Annotated in this window: 15 protein-coding genes; 4 read left to right on the plus strand and 11 right to left on the minus strand. The window is 39.5% G+C overall.

Annotated elements, in window-relative coordinates:
* Nucleotides 1–11: 11 nt before the first annotated feature.
* The 10 genes from CHB71_RS13220 to CHB71_RS13265 all read right to left on the minus strand — a co-directional run bounded on the left by CHB71_RS13220 (nucleotide 12) and on the right by CHB71_RS13265 (nucleotide 11790).
* Entirely contained in the window at nucleotides 12–503 is a 492-nt protein-coding gene (locus CHB71_RS13220; RefSeq protein ID WP_089357391.1) for a DUF3347 domain-containing protein, read from the minus strand.
* A 19-nt stretch (nucleotides 504–522) separates the two neighbouring features.
* Nucleotides 523–2328, minus strand: coding sequence for an efflux RND transporter periplasmic adaptor subunit (locus CHB71_RS13225; RefSeq protein WP_089357392.1), 1806 nt, complete (start codon nucleotides 2326–2328; stop codon nucleotides 523–525).
* A gap of 1 nt (nucleotide 2329) precedes the next feature.
* Nucleotides 2330–3649 (minus strand): TolC family protein, encoded by a 1320-nt coding sequence (locus CHB71_RS13230; protein ID WP_089357393.1) that lies wholly within the window; start codon nucleotides 3647–3649, stop codon nucleotides 2330–2332.
* Nucleotides 3639–4007: a four helix bundle protein gene (locus CHB71_RS13235; protein WP_089357394.1), complete on the minus strand. Its 369-nt coding sequence runs from the start codon at nucleotides 4005–4007 to the stop codon at nucleotides 3639–3641. Before CHB71_RS13235 ends, CHB71_RS13230 begins: the two co-directional genes overlap by 11 nt.
* 6 nt (nucleotides 4008–4013) lie before the next feature.
* Nucleotides 4014–4688 (minus strand): acetolactate decarboxylase, encoded by a 675-nt coding sequence (locus CHB71_RS13240; protein ID WP_221406728.1) that lies wholly within the window; start codon nucleotides 4686–4688, stop codon nucleotides 4014–4016.
* A gap of 5 nt (nucleotides 4689–4693) precedes the next feature.
* Nucleotides 4694–8593: an efflux RND transporter permease subunit gene (locus CHB71_RS13245; protein WP_089357396.1), complete on the minus strand. Its 3900-nt coding sequence runs from the start codon at nucleotides 8591–8593 to the stop codon at nucleotides 4694–4696.
* 80 nt (nucleotides 8594–8673) lie between these two features.
* Nucleotides 8674–9087, minus strand: coding sequence for an HYC_CC_PP family protein (locus tag CHB71_RS13250; protein ID WP_144017422.1), 414 nt, complete (start codon nucleotides 9085–9087; stop codon nucleotides 8674–8676).
* A 200-nt stretch (nucleotides 9088–9287) separates the two neighbouring features.
* On the minus strand, nucleotides 9288–9647 hold the full coding sequence (locus CHB71_RS13255; protein ID WP_089357398.1) for a hypothetical protein: 360 nt from the start codon (nucleotides 9645–9647) through the stop codon (nucleotides 9288–9290).
* A 143-nt stretch (nucleotides 9648–9790) separates the two neighbouring features.
* The gene (locus CHB71_RS13260) at nucleotides 9791–10444 is read right to left on the minus strand and encodes a response regulator (protein WP_089357399.1); all 654 of its coding nucleotides are present in this window, start codon (nucleotides 10442–10444) and stop codon (nucleotides 9791–9793) included.
* A complete protein-coding gene (locus CHB71_RS13265) occupies nucleotides 10441–11790 on the minus strand; it encodes a response regulator (RefSeq protein ID WP_089357400.1) in 1350 nt (449 codons plus the stop codon). The genes CHB71_RS13260 and CHB71_RS13265 overlap by 4 nt, the downstream gene beginning before the upstream one ends.
* A 77-nt stretch (nucleotides 11791–11867) precedes the next feature.
* On the opposite strand from CHB71_RS13265, the gene CHB71_RS13270 reads away from it, so the two are divergent.
* Nucleotides 11868–12464: a LuxR C-terminal-related transcriptional regulator gene (locus tag CHB71_RS13270; RefSeq protein ID WP_089357401.1), complete on the plus strand. Its 597-nt coding sequence runs from the start codon at nucleotides 11868–11870 to the stop codon at nucleotides 12462–12464.
* On the opposite strand, the gene CHB71_RS13275 is transcribed toward CHB71_RS13270, so the two are convergent.
* Nucleotides 12448–15699 carry a PAS domain S-box protein gene (locus tag CHB71_RS13275; protein WP_144017423.1) on the minus strand — a complete coding sequence of 1084 codons (3252 nt, stop codon included), beginning with the start codon at nucleotides 15697–15699 and terminating at the stop codon, nucleotides 12448–12450. The two genes, CHB71_RS13270 and CHB71_RS13275, sit on opposite strands and share 17 nt — an antisense overlap.
* Before the next feature lie 401 nt (nucleotides 15700–16100).
* Between CHB71_RS13275 and CHB71_RS13280 the strand changes: the two genes are divergently transcribed.
* From CHB71_RS13280 to CHB71_RS13290, 3 genes are read left to right on the plus strand one after another with little or no spacing between them, the layout of a single operon-like run.
* Nucleotides 16101–17126: an extracellular solute-binding protein gene (locus tag CHB71_RS13280; protein WP_089357403.1), complete on the plus strand. Its 1026-nt coding sequence runs from the start codon at nucleotides 16101–16103 to the stop codon at nucleotides 17124–17126.
* Entirely contained in the window at nucleotides 17086–18681 is a 1596-nt protein-coding gene (locus CHB71_RS13285) for an ABC transporter permease (protein ID WP_089357404.1), read from the plus strand. Before CHB71_RS13280 ends, CHB71_RS13285 begins: the two co-directional genes overlap by 41 nt.
* On the plus strand, nucleotides 18678–19688 hold the full coding sequence (locus CHB71_RS13290; RefSeq protein ID WP_089357405.1) for an ABC transporter ATP-binding protein: 1011 nt from the start codon (nucleotides 18678–18680) through the stop codon (nucleotides 19686–19688). Before CHB71_RS13285 ends, CHB71_RS13290 begins: the two co-directional genes overlap by 4 nt.
* Nucleotides 19689–20037 lie beyond the last annotated feature (349 nt).

Raw genomic sequence — 20037 nt, forward strand, 5'->3', positions numbered from 1 at the left:
ATCAAATTGATTTAAAGTTCTTCAGTTACTTTTCCGCACTTCAGCATCTTGTCACCGAAGTATGGATTTCTGATCTGATCTGACATGCTCAACCAGCTGGCTCCTGTATTGTCAAAAGCCATCGGACAGTACTGTACATAAACTCCATCTTCTGAATCATTCGCTTTTAATGAAGCAATGAGGCCATCTGTCACCGTTTTGAAAGCTGTACGCTGTGCTTCAACATCGTCACTGGATGCAATTGTTTTTACTGCATTCACAATGTCAGCATTCCAATTCTCATTGGTTGCAGATTCAGCGAGTTTAGTGGCTGCATCCTTCGCTGCTGAAGCATCCGTTTGAACCAACGCATCTTTTAGTGACATGTAATCAGAAATGCCAGTAGATGCCTCCATAACTTCAGTTTTTGCAGCCTCTTTAGTTTCTGCTTTCTCTTCCTTTTTTGCCGAGCTGCAAGAAGCAATCGCCAATGCAAGCCCTAGAGTCAATAGTGTTGTTTTCATTGTATTTGAGTTTAAAAGTTTAATTAATTGATTCGTTTAAATGTTCTTCTACATTCCCGCAGGTGAGCATGGCATCCCCAAAATAAGGATTCAGTATTTTGTCTGAATCACTCAGCCAGAATGCACCTTGATTGTCCATAGCCATAGGGCAGTACTGACGGTAGCCATCTACTTCTACCTGGAATTTTTTTAGTGAGTGGAACAGCTGATCGCTCAAAGGTGAAAGCATCATTCGAGCTTTTTCCAGATTGGTTTCTTTTCGAATACCTTCTGTTGACTCCTGTAGCACATCCAAATCTTTCATCCATTCCACATGTGCCTCACCCTTTACCAGCTTCATATCCACTTTTTCAATGGCCTTTTGAAGATCTTCAGCTTTCTTGCTTGCTGTTTTCACGTCACTTTCTATGAGTGCATCCTTCACTGGTAGATAGGCTGAAAAGACGGCTTGAAGTTGCTCTTTAAATGCAGGATCACTTTCAAATGTTTGTTCGAATTCATTCACCTGAAGCATATTCATTTGATGATTGCTTTGTGAGGATTCTTGATTCATTCCACCATGATTATGACCTGTCATGGCAGCTCCACCTTCCGGGCTCATCATTGATGGTTTGCCTGCAAGCTGTGCCGCAGCATCAATACTGAACGTTCCATTCACGGCGATTTCCTCACCCGGTTCCAGTCCTTTCTCAATGATGTAAGCGTCTCCCAGAGATGGACCAAGTGTCACTTCACGCATTTTAAAATGCAATCCTTGATCGGAGAATAGTTTCACATAAACCACGGATCGTTTTCCGGTCCACATCACAGCAGATTTAGGTACGGTTAATATATCGGAAGTCTTTCCCAATTGAGCTTTCACCTCACCGGAAGCAAACATCTCCGGCTTCAGCATTTGATCGTTGTTTTTGACGACTACTCTTGCTTTTGTCACACGAGTTTTGGGGTTGATCACAGGATCGATGTAATCAATCTTGCCTTTAAACGTTTGTCCCGGAAGTGAACCAATATTGAATTGAATTGAATCACCTTTATTAATCCAGGACAGGTCACTTTCATACACATCAAATTGCACCCAAACTCTGGATAGATTGGCAATTTCATAAAGGGTCTGCCCTCTGTTGACATAGTCACCGAGATTGACCTTCTTGGTAGTCACATAGCCCGATTGATCCGCCAGTACAGGAAACTGATCCTGAGTCTTTCCCGTTGAGATGATCTGATCTATTTGAGTTTCGGTCAGCTTCCAGTTCTTCAGTTTTTCTCTTGCCGCCCGATATAAATTGGGTTGGCTTTCCCTGATTTTATAAGCCTCAAACAACTCTTCTTGAGAGGTTACCAATTGAGGTGAATAAAGATTGGCGATCGTGCTTCCCTTCGTGACATATTCGCCTGTAAAATTCACAGCAAGCTTTTCTATCCTTCCGGGAAAGTGTGTGGTCTGACTGAAGATTAATCGCTCGTCTTCCTGCACTTTGCCGTTCAAACGAATGGTTTTCATTGCCGATTCACTGCCTACAACTGCCGTAACAACATTGGCTAACTGCATCGCCGTAGGTGACATGCTGATTGCCATTGGATCAATACCTTCTCCGTTATCATCTTCAAGCGGGATGAGATCCATCCCACATATCGGACAAGCGCCTGCTTCATTTTGGCGAATCTGCGGATGCATGGAGCAGGTCCAAACGGTCTCTCCGTTGATGACTTCTGTGTGGGAATGATCCGTTTCGGAACTTCCACCAAAAAAGGCCCATCCAAGCAGCAAACCACCAGCGAGGGTTGCTACAATCACAAGGATTAGTGTTCTTATGGATATATTCATTTCAATATTTTTTAGCTGTCAAATAATTAAGCCTGGCCACTGCAACGTGATAGTCCATCATCGCTGTAGCCTTCATTTTTTTATACTTTAAGAGTTGTTGTTGCGTACGCAATACCTCTTCGAATGCTGTTCCTGAGTTCCCGTAGGCAGAGAGTAAAAGGTTAAGCACCTGTTGTGTCTCTGTAATTTGCTCGTCATAGAGCTTTAGAAGTTCCATTTGTTTTACTCGGTCGAAATCAGCCATTTCATATCCGGATATGAGCTGATTGATTCGATCCTCTTTTTGAAGCGAATAACTATCCTGCATCAGCTGAGCTTCCTTCCTTGCTGATTTGTACTTTCCTCTGAAAATGGGGATTCCTACAGTGACCATAGGCATCAAAGCATTCTGGCCATTGTCAGGAACAGACATGTCTGTTCGTTCACTGACAATCACGTAATCCAAACCCACCCCTAGCTTTGGCAATCCTTGCTTCTCAGCCAAAACTTCTTGTTTCTTGCTTGCCTCTAATCGAATTTCCAACTCGTCTAACACAGGGTTATTAGCTAGCAAGGAATCTCGATTGACTGCCAAATCAGTGACCATTAGGGAATCTGTAACTACCACGTCAGCATACTCTTCTCTATTCAAGAGTTTGTTGAATGAGGTCACCAATGGTTGTTTTTTCTTTCTGAGAATTTCCAAATTGGTCAATGCATCCTTGAGCATGATGTCCACTCTAAGTACATCAACCAAAGTCCCTTGATCATTTTCAAACTTAGTGGTCGCGATGATCTTATATGACTCAAGGATTTCAGCATTCTCACTTTCGAGCTCTATCCACTTATCCAATTCATATAGTGGATAGTAGGCTACAGCAATTTGATAATACAGCTTATTTCTTGCATCCAAAAAGACCTGATACTGCGCTTCCGCATTCAAGGCCGCTACATCTCCACTGGCTTTTAACGTTCCAAACCAGGGAAACATCTGGGTCAATGAGAAACGTGCTCTTTGTGGCCCAACTCGAGTTTCAACCGGAGAGATAAAATATCCAAATGAAAAGGTTGGATCCTGTAGGCTGCTAGCCTGAGGAATTCTTTCCATCGTGGCTTCAAAAGCCTTGTACTTGGCCTGAAGGCCGGGATTCTGCTCGGCAGCCTGAAATTGGTAGTTTTCTAGCGTTTGTGCCTTTGCAAAAGAGATAAGAAGATAGAAGATAGAGGTTAGAACCAGTTTCCAACTTCTGTCATCTAGCAATCTAACCTCTACCTTCCAACCTCTAGTTTCTATTTCTCTAACTTCTAATTTCCAACCTTTAATCACTAAACTACTTTCCATGACTTTTCCAGTTTTTATGTAGTGAAGTCAACATTTTACCAATCTCATCAAGCTCCTTTGATATAGCATTAAAGTCTTCTTGTGTGATATACTTGCATTCCAAGGCAAACTTTAACCAGTTTTCAGTCTCTGAATTGGACCCTAGTGAAGTGATCAAATGTTGTTTAAAAATTGCTTCATAATTTCTCTTAGCCCATCCCTCCGTGATATTAGAACTAACAGATCTTGAGGATCTTACGATTTGTGAGGTAAGAGAATAAACCTCTTCTTTAGGAAAATTTCTTGTCATCCAAAAAATGTCCATCGCCATCTTAAATGATCGGTTATATACTTCTAAGTCTTTATATGATTTTATCATCTGATTCTAGTTTCTAACTTCTCTTGGAAGTATTAATTTCATATTTCTACCTTCTATGTTTATCTGATCGACATGCCCCATCACACTTCTATCTGTATTGATAACATGCATGTGAAGATTACTGTCATGGTGTGTGTAAATTCCTTTCGCTTCTTTGGAATAGAAGCCCAGAATAGTCAGTGGCTCATTTTGAATCGAACCTCTAAATGCACCTTCCTTGTGTTTTGAGATGTCTCCGTTTTTCGGATTAAAATTGATAACATGATAATCCACCGAAGGACTTCCCAATAATATGAACGGAAATGCTTTTGATAAATCCTGGCTTTTCTCAAGTTGAAGTTCGATATCAGAAATGCCTGAAAAATCTACGGTATCCCAAGCAGTGACTGAGGTGTACACAAACAATGTAGCCTTGACAGATTGATCAGTTTGTGTAATCAAAGTGTCATTCTTCAAGTATGACCTAAAAACTTCTCCATCGATTACCAATATCTCACCTGACAAAGAATCCTGTGCTCCTAAACCATAGAGTTCTTTTTTAACTAGCGTGTCCAGGCTAACTCTGGCCTGAAACTCACCTTGATGCATGATTTTTCTCAACTCACCTATGTTTTTAACAATAGGATATTCATTTGGCTTTGAGCAAGCCAATAAGAACAGAGCGATTAATATGAAATACATGTTTCTCATGATTCAAGCTTTTTAAGTTTTCGTTCTTCTCGCATACAATACAGTACCGGCACCACGAAATAGGTGATTGCTGCAACGGCCATTCCTCCAAAGGCTGGGATAGCCATTGGGATCATGATATCTGATCCTCTTCCGGTAGATGTAAGAATTGGAAGCAAGGCAATGATGGTCGTGGCAGAAGTCATCACAGCCGGTCGGATTCTTCGCAACCCTGCTTCTACTACTGCCTCTCGTATTTCAGGAATCGTTTTGGTTCTGTTCCGATCAAAACTTTGATCCAGGTAAGTGCCCATCAACACACCATCGTCTGTGGCTATTCCAAACAAGGCGATGAAGCCTACCCACACGGCGACACTCAGATTGATGGTCTTGATCTGAAAGAGGTCTCTGAAGTCAATCCCCAGTAAAGAGAAGTTAAAAAACCAATCCTGTCCATAAAGCCAGATCATGATAAATCCACCGCTAAATGCCATGGCGATTCCGGTGAAAACCATCAGTGAGGTAGTTGTGGACTTGAATTGGAAATAGAGGATTAGAAATACGATTCCCAGCACAAGCGGGACAATGATAGCCAGTCGCTTTTCTGCGCGTACCTGATTTTCATAGCTACCGGAGAACTTGTAACTGATGCCCGAAGGAACATCTAATTCACCACTATCAATTCGCTGCTGGATTGTTTCCTGAGCATCATTTACTACTTCCACTTCTGCGTAACCATCTCGTTTATCAAAGAGGACATAACCAACAAGGAAAGTCTCTTCACTTTTGATGGCTTGAGGTCCCCTCATATATTCAATGTCTACCAACTGCCCGAGTGGAATTTGTGCTCCTGTCGGAGTTGGGATCAATACCTTGGCTAGTGACTCGGGATCGTCACGGAGCTCTCTAGGATATCTAACTCGTACAGGAAATCGCTCTCGCCCCTCAACTGTCGTGGTGACCTTCATGCCACCTATGGCAGTTTCAATGGTTTGCTGAACATCTTCAATACTGAGTCCATATCGAGCGATCTGTTCCCTGTTAATGTTGAGATGCATGTAAGGTTTTCCAACTATTCTGTCAGCAAAGACAGCTTCTGTCTTCACTGACGGAACTCGTTTAAGGATCTCCTCCAGTTGCAAACCGAAATCTTGTATCGTCTGCAAATCAGGCCCATATACCTTGATTCCCATTGGAGCTCGCATACCCGTTTGAAGCATGACCAACCGGGTTTCGATTGGCTGCAACTTCGGAGCTGAAGTCACGCCAGGTATTTTGGTCACCTTGATTATTTCATTCCAGATATCGTCCGGAGACTGAATTTCCGGTCGCCAGTTACGGAAGTACTTTCCATTGTCATCTTCAATGAGTTGCTTTTCTAAAGATGTTAGAAGTTGGACGTTGGAGAACAGACTGATGGTGTCTTTTCCGTCAAAATACCACTGTTTTTCTCTATCTAATTTCTTCCTACTAACTTCTTTCTTCTGACTTCTAACTTCTCCCCCCTCTAAAACATAATGACCATTCTTATCCACTTCAAACCTCAACCTCCTCCCTCTATCATCCACCTTATACTCCGACTTGTAGTTGATCACATTCTCATACATGGAAATTGGTGCCGGATCCAGTGCTGATTCCACTCTACCCAGTTTACCGACCGTCAGATCCACCTCGGGAATATTGGTTAACAGCATGTCCAGCTGACCTACGACCTTCCGATTATACTCAATGCCTGAATGTGGCATGGAAGTAGGCATAAGCAAGAAACTTCCCTCGTCCAGTGATGGCATAAACTCTTCACCTACTCCAGGAAAGGCATGAGCGAATGTCGACCATACTTTGGAGGACTGAACCTCAACGCCAATCGCCTCAAATCCTTTAGACACAAATCCAAAAACCGAGTTAAACCCTAGCCAGATATTGACTCCTAGCAGGATCAAAAATGCCGGAATGAGCATGAATTTGACCCTATTGGCCAGACACCAATTTAGTATGGACTTGTAGTAGTATTGAAGCAATGTGAATACTCCCAGGATAAGACCGATCAGAAGCGCCACAAAAAGCACGTTTGTAAATACACTTTTTCCGGCTCCAAGAGGCAACCAATATTTACCAAGCAACCAAACCACACCGACAACAGCGAGAATCAACTCAGCCTTGCCAATTAACCCAGTGTACCATTTTTGAGGTCGTTCTTTTCTTTTATACCAAGCTTTGAAGAAAACCAGTGATCCGAAAAGTAGCAACATTATACCACCCCAAATCTGGCCGAATGCTAACCCCACTATCCCTATGAGAATCAAGCCAAGGTTTACGGCTTGTTGCACCTTCTCATTTTTAATTCTGGCTCCAAAGAACCAGTAAGCCAGTGTAGGTAAAATCAATAGTGACACGATGAGTGCCGCAACCAATGCAAAAGTTTTGGTGAAGGCTAATGGGCCAAATAGTTTGCCTTCAGCAGCTTGCATAGTGAACACAGGAATGAAGCTGACAATGGTGGTAGAGACAGCCGCAAGTATGGCAGTTGCTACCTCTGCTGAACCATTGTAAATCGTCGTGATTAATTTTTGATCCGCTGGAGCTTCATCCAGATGTTTGATGATGTTTTCTGAAAGAATAATCCCCAGATCGACCATCGTTCCAATGGCAATGGCGATTCCGGAAAGTGCCACGATGTTGGCATCCACACCAAAATAGCGCATGGCAATGAACACCATGAGCACCGAGATGGGTAAAATACTGGATATCAGAAATGAGGCTCTTAGATTGTACACCATGACAATCACTACCAGAATCGAAATCAGGATTTCCAATGAAAGTGCCTCTTCAAGAGTGCCGAGTGTTTCGTAGATCAACTGAGACCGATCATAGAAAGGCACTATGGTCAGCTGACTCTCCGTCCCATCCGCAAGTGTTTTCTTCGGAAGACCAGGAGCGATCTCCTTAATCTTGTCCTTCAAATTGTTGATGACCTCCAGTGGATTGGCACCATATCTGGCGACCACCACTCCACCTACCACTTCAGCGCCATCCTTATCTAGTATTCCTCTTCGTGTAGCCGGGCCGAGCGATACACGTCCAATGTCTTTAACCCGAACAGGTACATTGTCTTGAACAGAAACAACGGCTTTCTCCAGATCTTCAACAGACTTGATATAGCCCAATCCTCTTACCAGGTATTCGGCCTGATTGATTTCAATGGTTTTAGCACCAACGTCCTTATTGGATTGCTTGACAGCCGTCATGACTCGATGCAGCGGGATGTTATAGGCTAAGAGTGCATCCGGATTTACGTCAATCTGGTATTCCTGAACAAATCCACCGATTGAGGCCACTTCAGACACTCCTTCAGTAGCATTCAATCCGTACTTCACATAGAAATCCTGAACGGTGCGGATCTCATGCAGATCCCATCCTCCGGTAGGATTTCCACTCTTGTCCCTTCCTTCTATGGTGTACCAATAGACTTGCCCAAGAGCGGTAGCATCCGGACCGAGCGTTGGCTGAACACTTTCCGGCAGTAATCCAGATGGAATGGAGTTGAGTTTTTCCAGAATTCGTGAGCGACTCCAGTAAAATTCAATGTCTTCATTGAAGATGATGTAAATGCTGGAAAAGCCGAAGATGGATGAGCTTCGGATGGATTTAACACCCGGGATACCTAAAAGATAGGTCGTCATTGGATAGGAGATCTGATCTTCAATATCCTGTGGTGAACGCCCTTGCCATTGAGTGAATACAATCTGTTGATTCTCTCCAATATCGGGAATGGCATCTACAGGTACAGGATCGGAAGGCAATACACCTACTTTCCAGCCAAATGGAGCTGTTACAATTCCCCAGGCAATGAAGCCAATGAGAATCAAGACCGTTACCAGTCGGTTTTCCAGAAAGTATTTTATTATTTTATTCAGCATTTTTTTGACTTATTGATTTGAAAGAAAGTATAGATGCAGGATCACCTATTGGTGCCTGTAAATACATTCAAATCAATAAATCATATCAAGAATGCCTGATAGAGTACCTGAAAATCCAGGTCAGGTAATGGGGGGGAGCTATCAACCGGAATTGGTTGATTTTGGTTGAACTCAAGGTTAATTTCATAAAGGAAACCAGCCACTGTCGAGGTGACAAAGATTTGTGCTAACTCAGTAGAAATATCTTTCTTGAAAAGCTCATCCGTTTCAAGTGTAACGTATTCGTTTTCACAACAGTCTGGAGCTACAAAGTGCATTTTTTCGTCTTCATGGTCCGGGTGATCCATGGTACCCATACCACAATCCATATGCTCCTGGCCCAGCATGAGCTCACTTTTCATTGCCATGCCCATGCAAAAGTGGGTTCCGTAGGTAAACCCTACGTTACCAAGAAGCAAAACGATAGCAAGCGATATGGATATTATCTTTTTCAACTCAACAAATATACGAAAAGTGAAAAGGAAGGATTTACAGAATTTTAGGAAAGAGTTATATGATTGGAATTAAACCGATTACAACTCTTATCGAAACGTGAAGCGTAATGACCTATAGCGAATGAGTATGTCTCCTCGAGTTACTGTTAAAAATCCGCTTTGCGCTGGATTTTTAAATTATAATGAAAAGTAGAAAGAGTCTAGTTTTCTTGGTTTATTTCGCTTGGATTTGAGTGAAATCTGAAATAATCGTCTACCGATTTAAGTTGATATTCAGAATAAGCTTCTTTTGGTGCGCAGACACCTAAATAGGTATTACCACCAATTTTTTGGAATTTGATACTCGCAGATTCGTCTTCGTGTGAATGGAAATCGGTTTCACGGGTTAGATTATCAACTCCGTAAATTTTATCTACAGAAAAAACCAACTGTTCGCAGTTTGGGCTTTCCATTGATTTATAGACAAACGAACGGTCGGTTGTATCTAAAACAAAAATCAACCCCCCAGGCATTATTTTTCTTAATGCGTCGATTTTTTGGTGCGTATTAAAAATGACCATTTTCTGTCATATCTTTTATTGTTGAAAAACCAGTGGTTTTTATTGGTTCGATGAACACAAATTCAAAATCAAAGATATGATGAGCTAAAATGTAATTACGACATTGTAAACACGGTTCTTTAATTAAGTAAAATCACTATTCATTACGGCTTTAGAAGACCTAAATTCATAGCTTTCTTTATTAGCTCTGCCATGTTTTTAGCGTGGAGTTTTTTCATTATGTTCCCTCTGTGAGCTTCAACTGTACGCTCGCTGATAAATAATTTATCAGCTATTTCCTGACTTTTAAGTCCATCGGAAATATCGTTGAGCACTTCTAGTTCTCGCTTTGTCAGTTGAACACTTTCTACTTTTTTCTTTTCTTTTTTTATCTCTTTATAGGAATTAAGTGCTGTATCGATTACTTCCCGACTAAAAAACTTTCCCCCTTCCAGCACTTTCTCAATAGCAACAAGTATTTCATCTGCCACACTATCTTTTACTACATAGCCGGCAATATTAAAATTTAAACCCTCCATCACATACTCTTCATCCTTATACATACTGAGAATGATGATTCTAAGGTCAGGGTACTTCTCACCAATAAGTTTTGCTGCTTCAAGACCAGTCATTTCCGGCATTGATATATCCATGAGAATAATATCAGGATTTTCCCCATTATCAAGGGCATCAAGTGCTTTTGTTGCCCGATCATATTCACCTATAATGTCAATAGATTGATCTAAATCGATTATGCTTCTTACACCTTTCCTTACAAGTTCATGGTCTTCAACCAGAAATAGTTTAGTCTTTTTCATTCAATAGGTATTTTTAAACTGATAAATGTGCCTTTGCCTTTTTGTGTATCAATGTTACATTCAGCTTTTAAAACTTGAGACCTGAATAAAATGTTTTGAATTCCATGATGAGTTGTATCCATTGTATAGTCTCCAACTTCAAAACCCACACCATCATCTTCTATTGTCATTTGAATATGATCATCAAATCCATACAACTGAATAGAAGCATTGTTCGCTTGTGAGTGCTTAATAATATTGGAGATATTTTCCTGTGTGATTCTATAAATATTGACCTTCAGTTTCATATCAAGGTCAGGTAAGTCCCCCGCTTGAAATGAGAATTGAATCTCACTGGTTTTATCAGCCTGATCAACAATTTTCTTAATGCAAACATCAATGGGAAAATCGCTCAAAAGTGAAGGTAACAGACCATCAGTGACCTTTCTCATTTCGTCTAAAAACTGATCTAACATATCAGTTAGAACCTCCTTGCTATCTCCTTTTTTCACTGCCAACTTGATCATATTAGCTATTTGACCCACGCCATCATGTAAGTCCCTGGCTATTCGTTCTCGCTCCTTTTCCTGACCTTCAATAAATGAAAGCAGTCGGCGATTTTTCATCTCTTCATTTACCTCTCTAATCCTTACTCTCTCGGAAATATCCTTGAAAAAAAACAAAGTGTACTCTTCATCAAGAGATACATTATGTGAGTAAAAGTCACCATAGATGCGTTCATTACCATCCAGCAACAGCTCAAACTCAGACACCTCTTCTTTACCAACAACATTTACTGTTTGCCCACTTTCGTAATCCTTAAAATCAAGAACCTGATTAATATTCTGGTTCATCAACTGTTCAAATGGACGAGCGGTAATATGTTCCACAATCGAATTAGTATATCTTATAATACCTTCTTCATCAAGCAGGAAAATTGCTTTGTCAATTGAATTGATAATGGCTTGAAAAAGCTCGCTATTCTCCTTTATTTTCTTTTCTGCCTGAGCCTTATAGAGGGCCACATCAATATTTGACAATAGTTCGGCTTCATTGAAAGGCTTTACTACATAACCATATGGCAAGCTAAACTTGGCTTTTTCAATTGTAGGTTCATCAGTTAGAGCTGTCAGAAAGATAATTGGAATATCAAGATTTTGTTTTATTTCAAATGCAGCATCAATTCCATCTGAATTGGTCTCCATCATGATGTCCATTAAAATTAGGTCTGGGGTCTGCTCTGAAGCCATCTTTACAGCTTCCTTGCCGGAATAAACAGACACAACTTCATGACTACCAGACTCTAATGCATGTTTTATATGCTGATTTACAATTAGTGAATCTTCTGCAACTAAAATTTTTCCCATGGCTTATTGACGGATTAGTTCTAATTTATATGAAATTGTGAGATATTTCTAATTATAGGTATTAAGAAACGGTTTTTATGAAAAAAGTCTTTATCATATCTAAAAACACTTCCTTCTCTAATTATTTATTTTTATTGATAAATGAGTTGAACCCATCCACTTTTACACTTGCTGCTGAGTTAACAGAAGATTTAGATTTGATGATCATTGATACAGAAAGTATCAATCCGGATGAATTAAAAGAGTATTCAAAAGGAATTCCAATCATATTATTTGCTTTCCAATTAAAACCGCTTTTAATTCAATATACCTCGATTTACGATGTAAATGGAGTCATTTCATTATCTATGGAAGCCGATGAAATTTTAAAAACCTTGCGAGCGGCTCTTGAAGGAGATATGTTTTATAACGAGACTATTATTTCTATGCTTTTTTCAAATAAAGCAAATGATATTGTCAATCGAATTAAATCATTAACAGAAAGAGAGAATGAAATCTTATTGCTTATGATGAAGGATCAAAGCAATGAAGAAATTGCAGAAAGCCTGAATTTGAGTGTACGAACAGTAAATGCTCATAAGGGTAATGTGATGAGGAAAATAGGCTCGAAAACAACCAGCGGATTGATTCAAACATTATTGGAATATTCAGCTCAATTTAGAAACTCGCTCTGAACCCATTTTCTTCATCTATCTCTACTTTACCACCAAGCTGCTTTGAAAAAGTTTTTATTAAGGAGACTCCCAGGCCTGTTTCTTTCTTCAATACATCCGCATTGAGTTTTTCTCCATTATTAAGTACTCTCAAAAAATAATTACCATCGGAGTAACCAAAATGAATGGTAATAGCCCCACTCGTCTTATCACTAAATCCATGTTTAACGGCATTTCCAACCATCTCACTCACCATTAATCCAATAAGTAAAGCTTTTTCAACATCAAGAACGAGATGTTCAGAATGAACTGAGACTTTAAACTTAGCGGCAGACAGCACAATTTGAAGTTCCTTTGCTATATGATTTAAATACTCTGAAATATTAATTTCAGATACATTATGAAACGTATATAGCTTATCGTGAATCACCGCCATTGCCTTAATTCGGTCATTTATCTCATCAAAGACAACCTTTGATTTCTCGCTATCTAGCTCATAAGACTTTAAAGCAAGGATGGATGAAATCAGCTGCATATTGTTTTTGACACGGTGATGCACCTCTTTAATAAGGACATTCTTCTCTTCCAGAGAAGTTTCTAACTGCTTTTGAAGTTTCTTATCAACTGAGATGTCATATACTACCCCAACCATGCCTCTTAATTTTCCTTTATGATCTCGGAGTACCCTTGTAAATGCCCTTAAGTATTTTATTTCACTATCAATTTTTACCTGCACCTCTGATTCCAAAAAATTTATCCCACCCTTTATCATACCAAGACTTGTGTCAATCAATTGCTGATCATCTTCAATAAAATGATCTTTCAATTCATTTATTGAGAGAGGCTTTTTTGTATTGGTAAAGATGGAATACATCTGATCTTCCCAAAATATTTCTCCTGATTCACTATCATACTCCCACACCCCAATGTTTGCAATCTCGGTAGCTAGTAAAATTCGATCCGTTAACCGACGAATTTTTTGCTCTGCATTTTTTTGCTCCGTGATATCCTGTACAGTCCCGATCATTCGAGTCACTTTACCATTATCGAAAAACATTTTTCCACGACCGGAAATCCATTTCAATTTTTTTGTCTTTAAGTGATTGATCCTATAGATGTGGAAAAAATCTTTCCCTTCAGCAATGCAGCTCTCTAATTTTTTAGCAAATTCAGCTAAATCCTCAGGGTGAATAAGTTCTTGAATAATAGATACATGCCGATGAGAATCATCAAAACCCATCATTGCAATCATTTCCTCTGATGGGTCAAATGCACCTGTCGTTGGATCATATTCGTAATTAGCGATTTTGGATATTCGCTGAGACTCAAGTAATTTAAACTGACTTTCCTGTAGCTTTCGTTCAGCTTCTTTCAGGTCAGTAACATCGAGCATTCCCGTTATTGATCTTTCAAAATTTCCTTCCTCATCATATTCCGCAACGGCAGAAAGTATCACATCTATTTCATCCCCGGATTTCCTACGGTACTTATACTCAACGTTTTTTACATAGCCATCCTTAAACAGTTTTTTGAGATTGGTGGCAATATCAATCATGGAGGATTCTGATATGAAATCGACAGGCGTTTTACCGATCACTTCATTTCGTTCATATCCCATTTTTTCTAACCAGAAATCACTCACGCTTATTATTTCTAATTTCTCATTTATAGAGTGCATCATTACTGGAGCCTTGTTATAGATGTTTCTATATTTTCTGAGCGATTTTTCCAATGCCATTTCTATCTCCTTCCTGGTGTTAATATTTTGCCAGGTTATTACAGCTCCAAATGGATCACTTAATGGTGTGGCTCTTAGGTTATACCACTTGCCATCTGCCAGTTTCATCTCTTGATCAATCACACTTGCCTGCTGCTTCATCAAGAGCGTAAGACTCTCTTTTAAGTAATTTTCTTCTCCAAAGTATTCAGTAAACTCAAAGACAGACTTACCTACTTCCAATTTAGAATATGGTTGACCTTTTATATAGGTCGTCAGGTTTTTATTGACATTGATGATTGTTCCCTTATCATCCACCACAAGTATAGCCTCATCAAGTGCATCAAGAATGCCTTGTTTTAGCCCCTCCTCCCTTTTAATATTTTCTTCTGCCTGAACCCTGTCGGTTATATCCTCAGTGATGTAAACCACATTTTCAAGTTTGCCATCTGAATCAAATAACGGATAATATTTAATCTTAAAATTTCTATCAACTTCCGCATGTTCCAGGGAAATCGATGTTGTCACTTCTCCACTCTCACCTTGAAACGCCTTTTTAATTTCGTCTACTTGTTTATCTTTTGTGAAAAGATCATTCTGGAAAATGTTAAACTGATTAATGTAATCTTTTAGGTTGATAAGCCAATACTCCTCGCATTTGGCATTGGCCGCAATCAGTGTGCCCTCTTTATTATAAATAGTAATAGCATATGGTGCTTCGGTGATAAGTTGGCGGTACTGTTGCTCCCGTTCTTTTAATAAAATTCTAGCATTTTTTTGTTCTGTGATGTCCAACATTAGCCCTCTAAGGCTTGTGGGTTTTCCATCCACCTTGACGACTTCAACCAAATCTCTGATCCAAATAAGTCTTCCGTCTTTATGCCTAATCCTGTATTCAAGTTGATAACTGCTAACATCAGATGCTTTGTGTTTCTCATAAGCTAATACATGTTCTTTATCATCATCATAAATTCTTGATTGCCAAAACCCCTCTTCCATCCATTTCTTTTCAGGGTAACCAAAGATTTCTTCAACCTTGGGACTCATGTAGGAAAATGTCTTAGTGGCTAAATCGGATTCCCACACCACCGCATTGATATTCTCAATTAAGATTTTAAAACGCTCTGACTCTTTCTCTGAAATTCTATCCTTCTCAATTTTCTGTGTTATATCAGCAAAATTTGAAACGCCACCAATCAACTGATCGCTATCATCATAAATCGGTGCAGCATTTACTGAAAACCATTTTCTTTTGCCTTTCACAAAGGTTCCCTGAATTGATGTAGTAACCTTCTTATTTTGATTTAACACTTTGTAAAGGGCATGTTCTTCTACCATCATTGGCTCTTCATTCCGACTAAATTGGTCCCACTCAAAATCTAAATAATGAACCCCAATGAGTTGAGATTTTTTGATCCCCAGCAAGCTGAAAGCAGACTGATTTGCGTAAGTAACCATACCATCAATGTTCACCTGAATGACACCAAAGGGCATACTTTCCAATACACTTTCATGAGTTATTTGAGTCTTCTTAGCCAAATTGTTATGTAACTGATGTGAATTTCGAATGAACCTAAATTTATTGATATAGTATGTAACTAGAAGTGCAAATTGTATTCTTCTTAAGAAATAGTCATTTTAACTAAATCAATATCCTCACTATTACCAAGTAAGAAAGAAGCAACAAAATCGTCTCTTTGTAAAAGATAATTTTCTACTCTTATTCAAGTTAGACATTAATAATTGACGAAGATGAGATGTGAAAAAATTACTAAGACATTCCAGGGTTTAAATTTTAACTAAAATTCCCCAGTAACAATACAATGCGTTCAGCAGTGTGATTAGGTGATTAGGTGTCTCGAGAGAGGCACCTTTTTTTGTGTCAACAAACTTTATTTAGATTGATTCTAAATAATTACATTTGCGCAAAATCAAACACTATGAGATACATAAAGCTTATAATTCTTACTCTAACAATAGCCTGCACAGGCACAAAAGAAAATAAGGAGGAACGTTCAGCGGAGAAGGTTTTAAATGTCTATTCACATCGTCACTATGATGCAGACAAGCAAGCATTTGAGAAATTTACTAATGAGACTGGTATTAAAATAAACCTGGTTAAGGCAGGAGCAGATGAGTTGATTAGCAGATTGGAGATGGAGGGTGAAAACTCACCTGCGGATGTGCTTATTACAGTAGATGCTGCAAAGCTGAACAGAGCTAAAAACATGGGTCTATTACAGTCAGTAGAAGCCAACACTAATAACAAAAATGGATTTATTGATGCTGATAAGACCTGGTATGCAATCACATACCGAGCACGGGTGGTGGCTTATGATAAGGAAGACGTAGATGTATCTGAGCTTTCAACCTATGAAGACCTGGCGAGTGACAAGTGGAATGATAGGATTTTAATCCGATCTTCAAGCAGCTCCTACAATCAATCATTGCTTTCATCGATCATTCATGAAAATGGAACAGAGGCAGCTAGCGAGTGGGCAAAAGGAATGGTTGAGAATATGGCTCGTGAGCCAAAAGGTGGGGACCGGGATCAGATCAAAGCTATTGCATCCGGAGTTGGTGATATTGCAGTAGTAAACACCTATTACGTAGGATTGCTTCTCAACTCAGATAACCCTGAAGAAGTGAAAGCAGGACAAAGTGTTGGTATCTATTTCCCAAATCAAGAAGGTCGAGGTGGTCATATAAACATTAGTGGTGTTGGTGTAACCAAAAATGCTCCTAATAAAGAAAATGCAATTAAGTTCATCGAGTTTTTGACGAGCGAAGAAATACAAAAATTTTACGCTGCTACTTCTTTTGAGTACCCTGTACACAAAAATGTTAAAGCTGATTCTACTGTTGCAGCTTGGGGAGACTTCAAGATAGACAATCTTGAATATGCAGAAAATCCAGAGCTGTTGAATGAGGTTATTAAAATATTTGATGAAGCTGGCTGGAATTAAACCTCCCAGACATTTTTACTGGCGACTCGCTACCAATTGCATCCTGGCATTAATCTTATTGCCACTTGTTTTGGTAGCGAGTCGCTCCTTTATGTTGGATACATCCAACTTAAAGCATATTACGACCAATCTATTGCCGCTATATGTATGGAATACCTCCATACTTGTAATTGGCACTTCAGCAATTACATTGGTGCTTGGTGTGGCTACAGCCTGGTTTGTAACGGTTTATGACTTTCCATTTAGAAAACATTTTGAATGGGTTTTAATTCTTCCGCTGGCTATTCCTACATTCATTAATGCTATTGCTTATGTAGGTCTTACAGATTTCGCAGGTCCTATTCGTATTTTTTTTAGATGGTTAGGCACAGACATTTACTTAGATATCATGAATCATACAGGAGCTATTCTGATCATGAGCCTCGTGCTTTATCCGTATGTTTATGTTACCTCAAGATCCGCTTTTCTACTTCAATCTTCATCACTGATGGAAGTATCCAGATCACTCGGTCAGTCTATGCGCAGAACGTTTTTTAAAGTGGTACTTCCTCTTGCCTGGCCAGCCATCTTTGCCGGACTTATTCTGGTTATCATGGAAGTACTAAATGATTATGGAGTAGTTTCCTATTTTGGCATTCCAACCTTTACTGTGGGTATATTTAGATCCTGGCTTGCACTGGGTGACCTATCCACAGCGGTTTTCCTGTCCGTAATAGTCCTCACATTTGTTGTTATTCTACTTATAATAGAATTCAGGGCCAACCGTAAAAAGAGATTAACACCAGACAAAGCTGAGCCTTTCTTTTCAAGATTAAAGACAAAGAGAAAATGGTTACTTTTCTCTATCTGCCTTCTGCCGGTATTAGCTGGGTTTATTATCCCTGTCGGGCAGCTACTATGGTGGTTCTTTCTTGCATACACGCATGATGTTTGGACCAGCCTATTTACCCTAGTTGGAAATACTGCCATATTAGGAATCTCAACTACACTAATCGTTGCAATACTTTCAATTATACTGGTTTACACTTTTAGGCTGGTGAAGAAAAAAGGTGTAAAAAAAACAATTGCAAAGCTCCCTATGCTTGGATATGCAATGCCTGGAGCTGTCATTGCCGTAGGGATTGTTGCATTTATTCTTATCATAAATCCAGACCTTATTTACTCGAGTATTCTCGCGCTAATATTTGGCTATACCGTCCGGTTTTTTGCGGTAGGATACGGATCTATTGAGTCTGGCATGGAGAAAATTCCAAGCCAAATTGACGATGCGGCACAATCACTGGGTAGCAACACATTTAGAAATCTAATCCGTGTGCACCTTCCGGTCTTAAAGCCGGTTCTTCTAGGTGCCTTAATTATGGTTTTCGTGGATGTTGCAAAAGAATTGCCAATTACTTTAATCCTACGACCATTTAACTATGAGACACTGGCAACTAATGCATTTCAGTACGCAAAAGATGAAATGGCTCCACGATCTGCATCATCAAGCTTGCTGATTATTTTTGTGAGCGCAATACCGGTCTATTACTTAAACAGGATTTTGCATAGAAGGTGAAGCTAAGCGTAGAACATATCAGCAAAAGTTTTGAAAAGACTCAGGTCTTGAAAGACATTTCCCTTGAAGTAAAAAAAGGAGAGATTCTTTCGCTTACAGGTGAGAGTGGCTGTGGGAAAAGTACATTATTAAGAATCATTTCCGGATTAGAAGCACCTGACGATGGTTCTATCCTTTTAAACGGCCAGAATATTACTAGTTGGAAGCCGGAAAAACGAAAATTTGGATTCGTCTTTCAAAACCTATCGTTGTTTCCACACCTTTCGGTAAAGGGTAATATTTTTTACGCTATTAAAAAGAAAGATCAGACCGCAGAAAAGCTGAATCATCTAGTAGAGATGACCGGTCTTAAAGGCTTGGAAAACCGATATCCGCATGAGCTTTCCGGTGGTCAACAGCAACGTGTCGCCTTGGCAAGAGCATTAGCTATTAATCCAGAGCTACTTATTCTGGATGAGCCATTTAGCAGCTTAGATGAGCTTTTAAAAGCAAAGCTGCGGGAGGAGATTTTTGACTTACTACGATCATTGCATATCACAACCATCTTGGTAAGCCACCAGGCTTCAGATGCATTTTTGATCGCCGATAAATTGGTCGTGATGAAGGATGGAGCAATTCAGCAATCAGGCACTCCTTCAGAGGTGTACCAAAAGCCTATCTCACCGTACGTTTCGGACTTTTTTGGAGCGAGTGTTATTATAAATGCCAAAAACAAGGATGAGAATATTGTTGAAACATCGTTTGGATCATTAAAAATTGCGAATAACAGGGCGGATGATTTTCAACTTTTTGTCAGGCCTGAAAACATTCAGATTACCACCTCCCGCGATTTTAATTTATCGGGAAAAGTCCTAAAAAAAGAATTTAAGGGGCCGCATGATGTCCTCAAAATAGGAAACAATAGCACATCTGAATTTATAAGCTTAGAGACCGAGAGATGTCCACATGAAGTAGGTGAAACCATTTATTTGAAAGTGCCCGAGAAAGAAGTTCAGATTTTCAAATAGTGTTCGCTCCGCCAAAATGACTGTTCAATATAGTACAATTAAAATTTTGTCCTAATTTATAAAACACTCTAATCCAACAACTTACAATGTTTGGCATATCGTTTGATTAATAAATAGTCATAATGGCCAACCGAACCAACATACGCCTAAACAGAACACTACTTATACTCTTGGGTATATTGTTAGCATGTTTGCTCACACTCAATACTAAGTCCCTGTACTCAGCCGATTTATTGAGTGATCCGACCAATGAGCGTATACCGGTAATTGACAACCCAGCACCAAAAACCTTTTTTGACAAAATTGGAATGATCAGTTTTAAAAATTTCCTGAAAAAATCACATCTTTA

Source organism: Ekhidna lutea (assembly GCF_900188325.1).
Classification (GTDB): domain Bacteria; phylum Bacteroidota; class Bacteroidia; order Cytophagales; family Cyclobacteriaceae; genus Ekhidna; species Ekhidna lutea.

Bases quoted from the DNA above. Each gene is read 5' to 3' on its own strand.
- CHB71_RS13220 (WP_089357391.1), bottom strand. From the start codon at position 503: ATGAAAACAACACTATTGACTCTAGGGCTTGCATTGGCGATTGCTTCT.
- CHB71_RS13225 (WP_089357392.1), bottom strand. From the start codon at position 2,328: ATGAATATATCCATAAGAACACTAATCCTTGTGATTGTAGCAACCCTC.
- CHB71_RS13230 (WP_089357393.1), bottom strand. From the start codon at position 3,649: ATGGAAAGTAGTTTAGTGATTAAAGGTTGGAAATTAGAAGTTAGAGAA.
- CHB71_RS13235 (WP_089357394.1), bottom strand. From the start codon at position 4,007: ATGATAAAATCATATAAAGACTTAGAAGTATATAACCGATCATTTAAG.
- CHB71_RS13240 (WP_221406728.1), bottom strand. From the start codon at position 4,688: ATGTATTTCATATTAATCGCTCTGTTCTTATTGGCTTGCTCAAAGCCA.
- CHB71_RS13245 (WP_089357396.1), bottom strand. From the start codon at position 8,593: ATGCTGAATAAAATAATAAAATACTTTCTGGAAAACCGACTGGTAACG.
- CHB71_RS13255 (WP_089357398.1), bottom strand. From the start codon at position 9,647: ATGGTCATTTTTAATACGCACCAAAAAATCGACGCATTAAGAAAAATA.
- CHB71_RS13260 (WP_089357399.1), bottom strand. From the start codon at position 10,444: ATGAAAAAGACTAAACTATTTCTGGTTGAAGACCATGAACTTGTAAGG.
- CHB71_RS13265 (WP_089357400.1), bottom strand. From the start codon at position 11,790: ATGGGAAAAATTTTAGTTGCAGAAGATTCACTAATTGTAAATCAGCAT.
- CHB71_RS13270 (WP_089357401.1), top strand. From the start codon at position 11,868: ATGAAAAAAGTCTTTATCATATCTAAAAACACTTCCTTCTCTAATTAT.
- CHB71_RS13280 (WP_089357403.1), top strand. From the start codon at position 16,101: ATGAGATACATAAAGCTTATAATTCTTACTCTAACAATAGCCTGCACA.
- CHB71_RS13285 (WP_089357404.1), top strand. From the start codon at position 17,086: ATGAGGTTATTAAAATATTTGATGAAGCTGGCTGGAATTAAACCTCCC.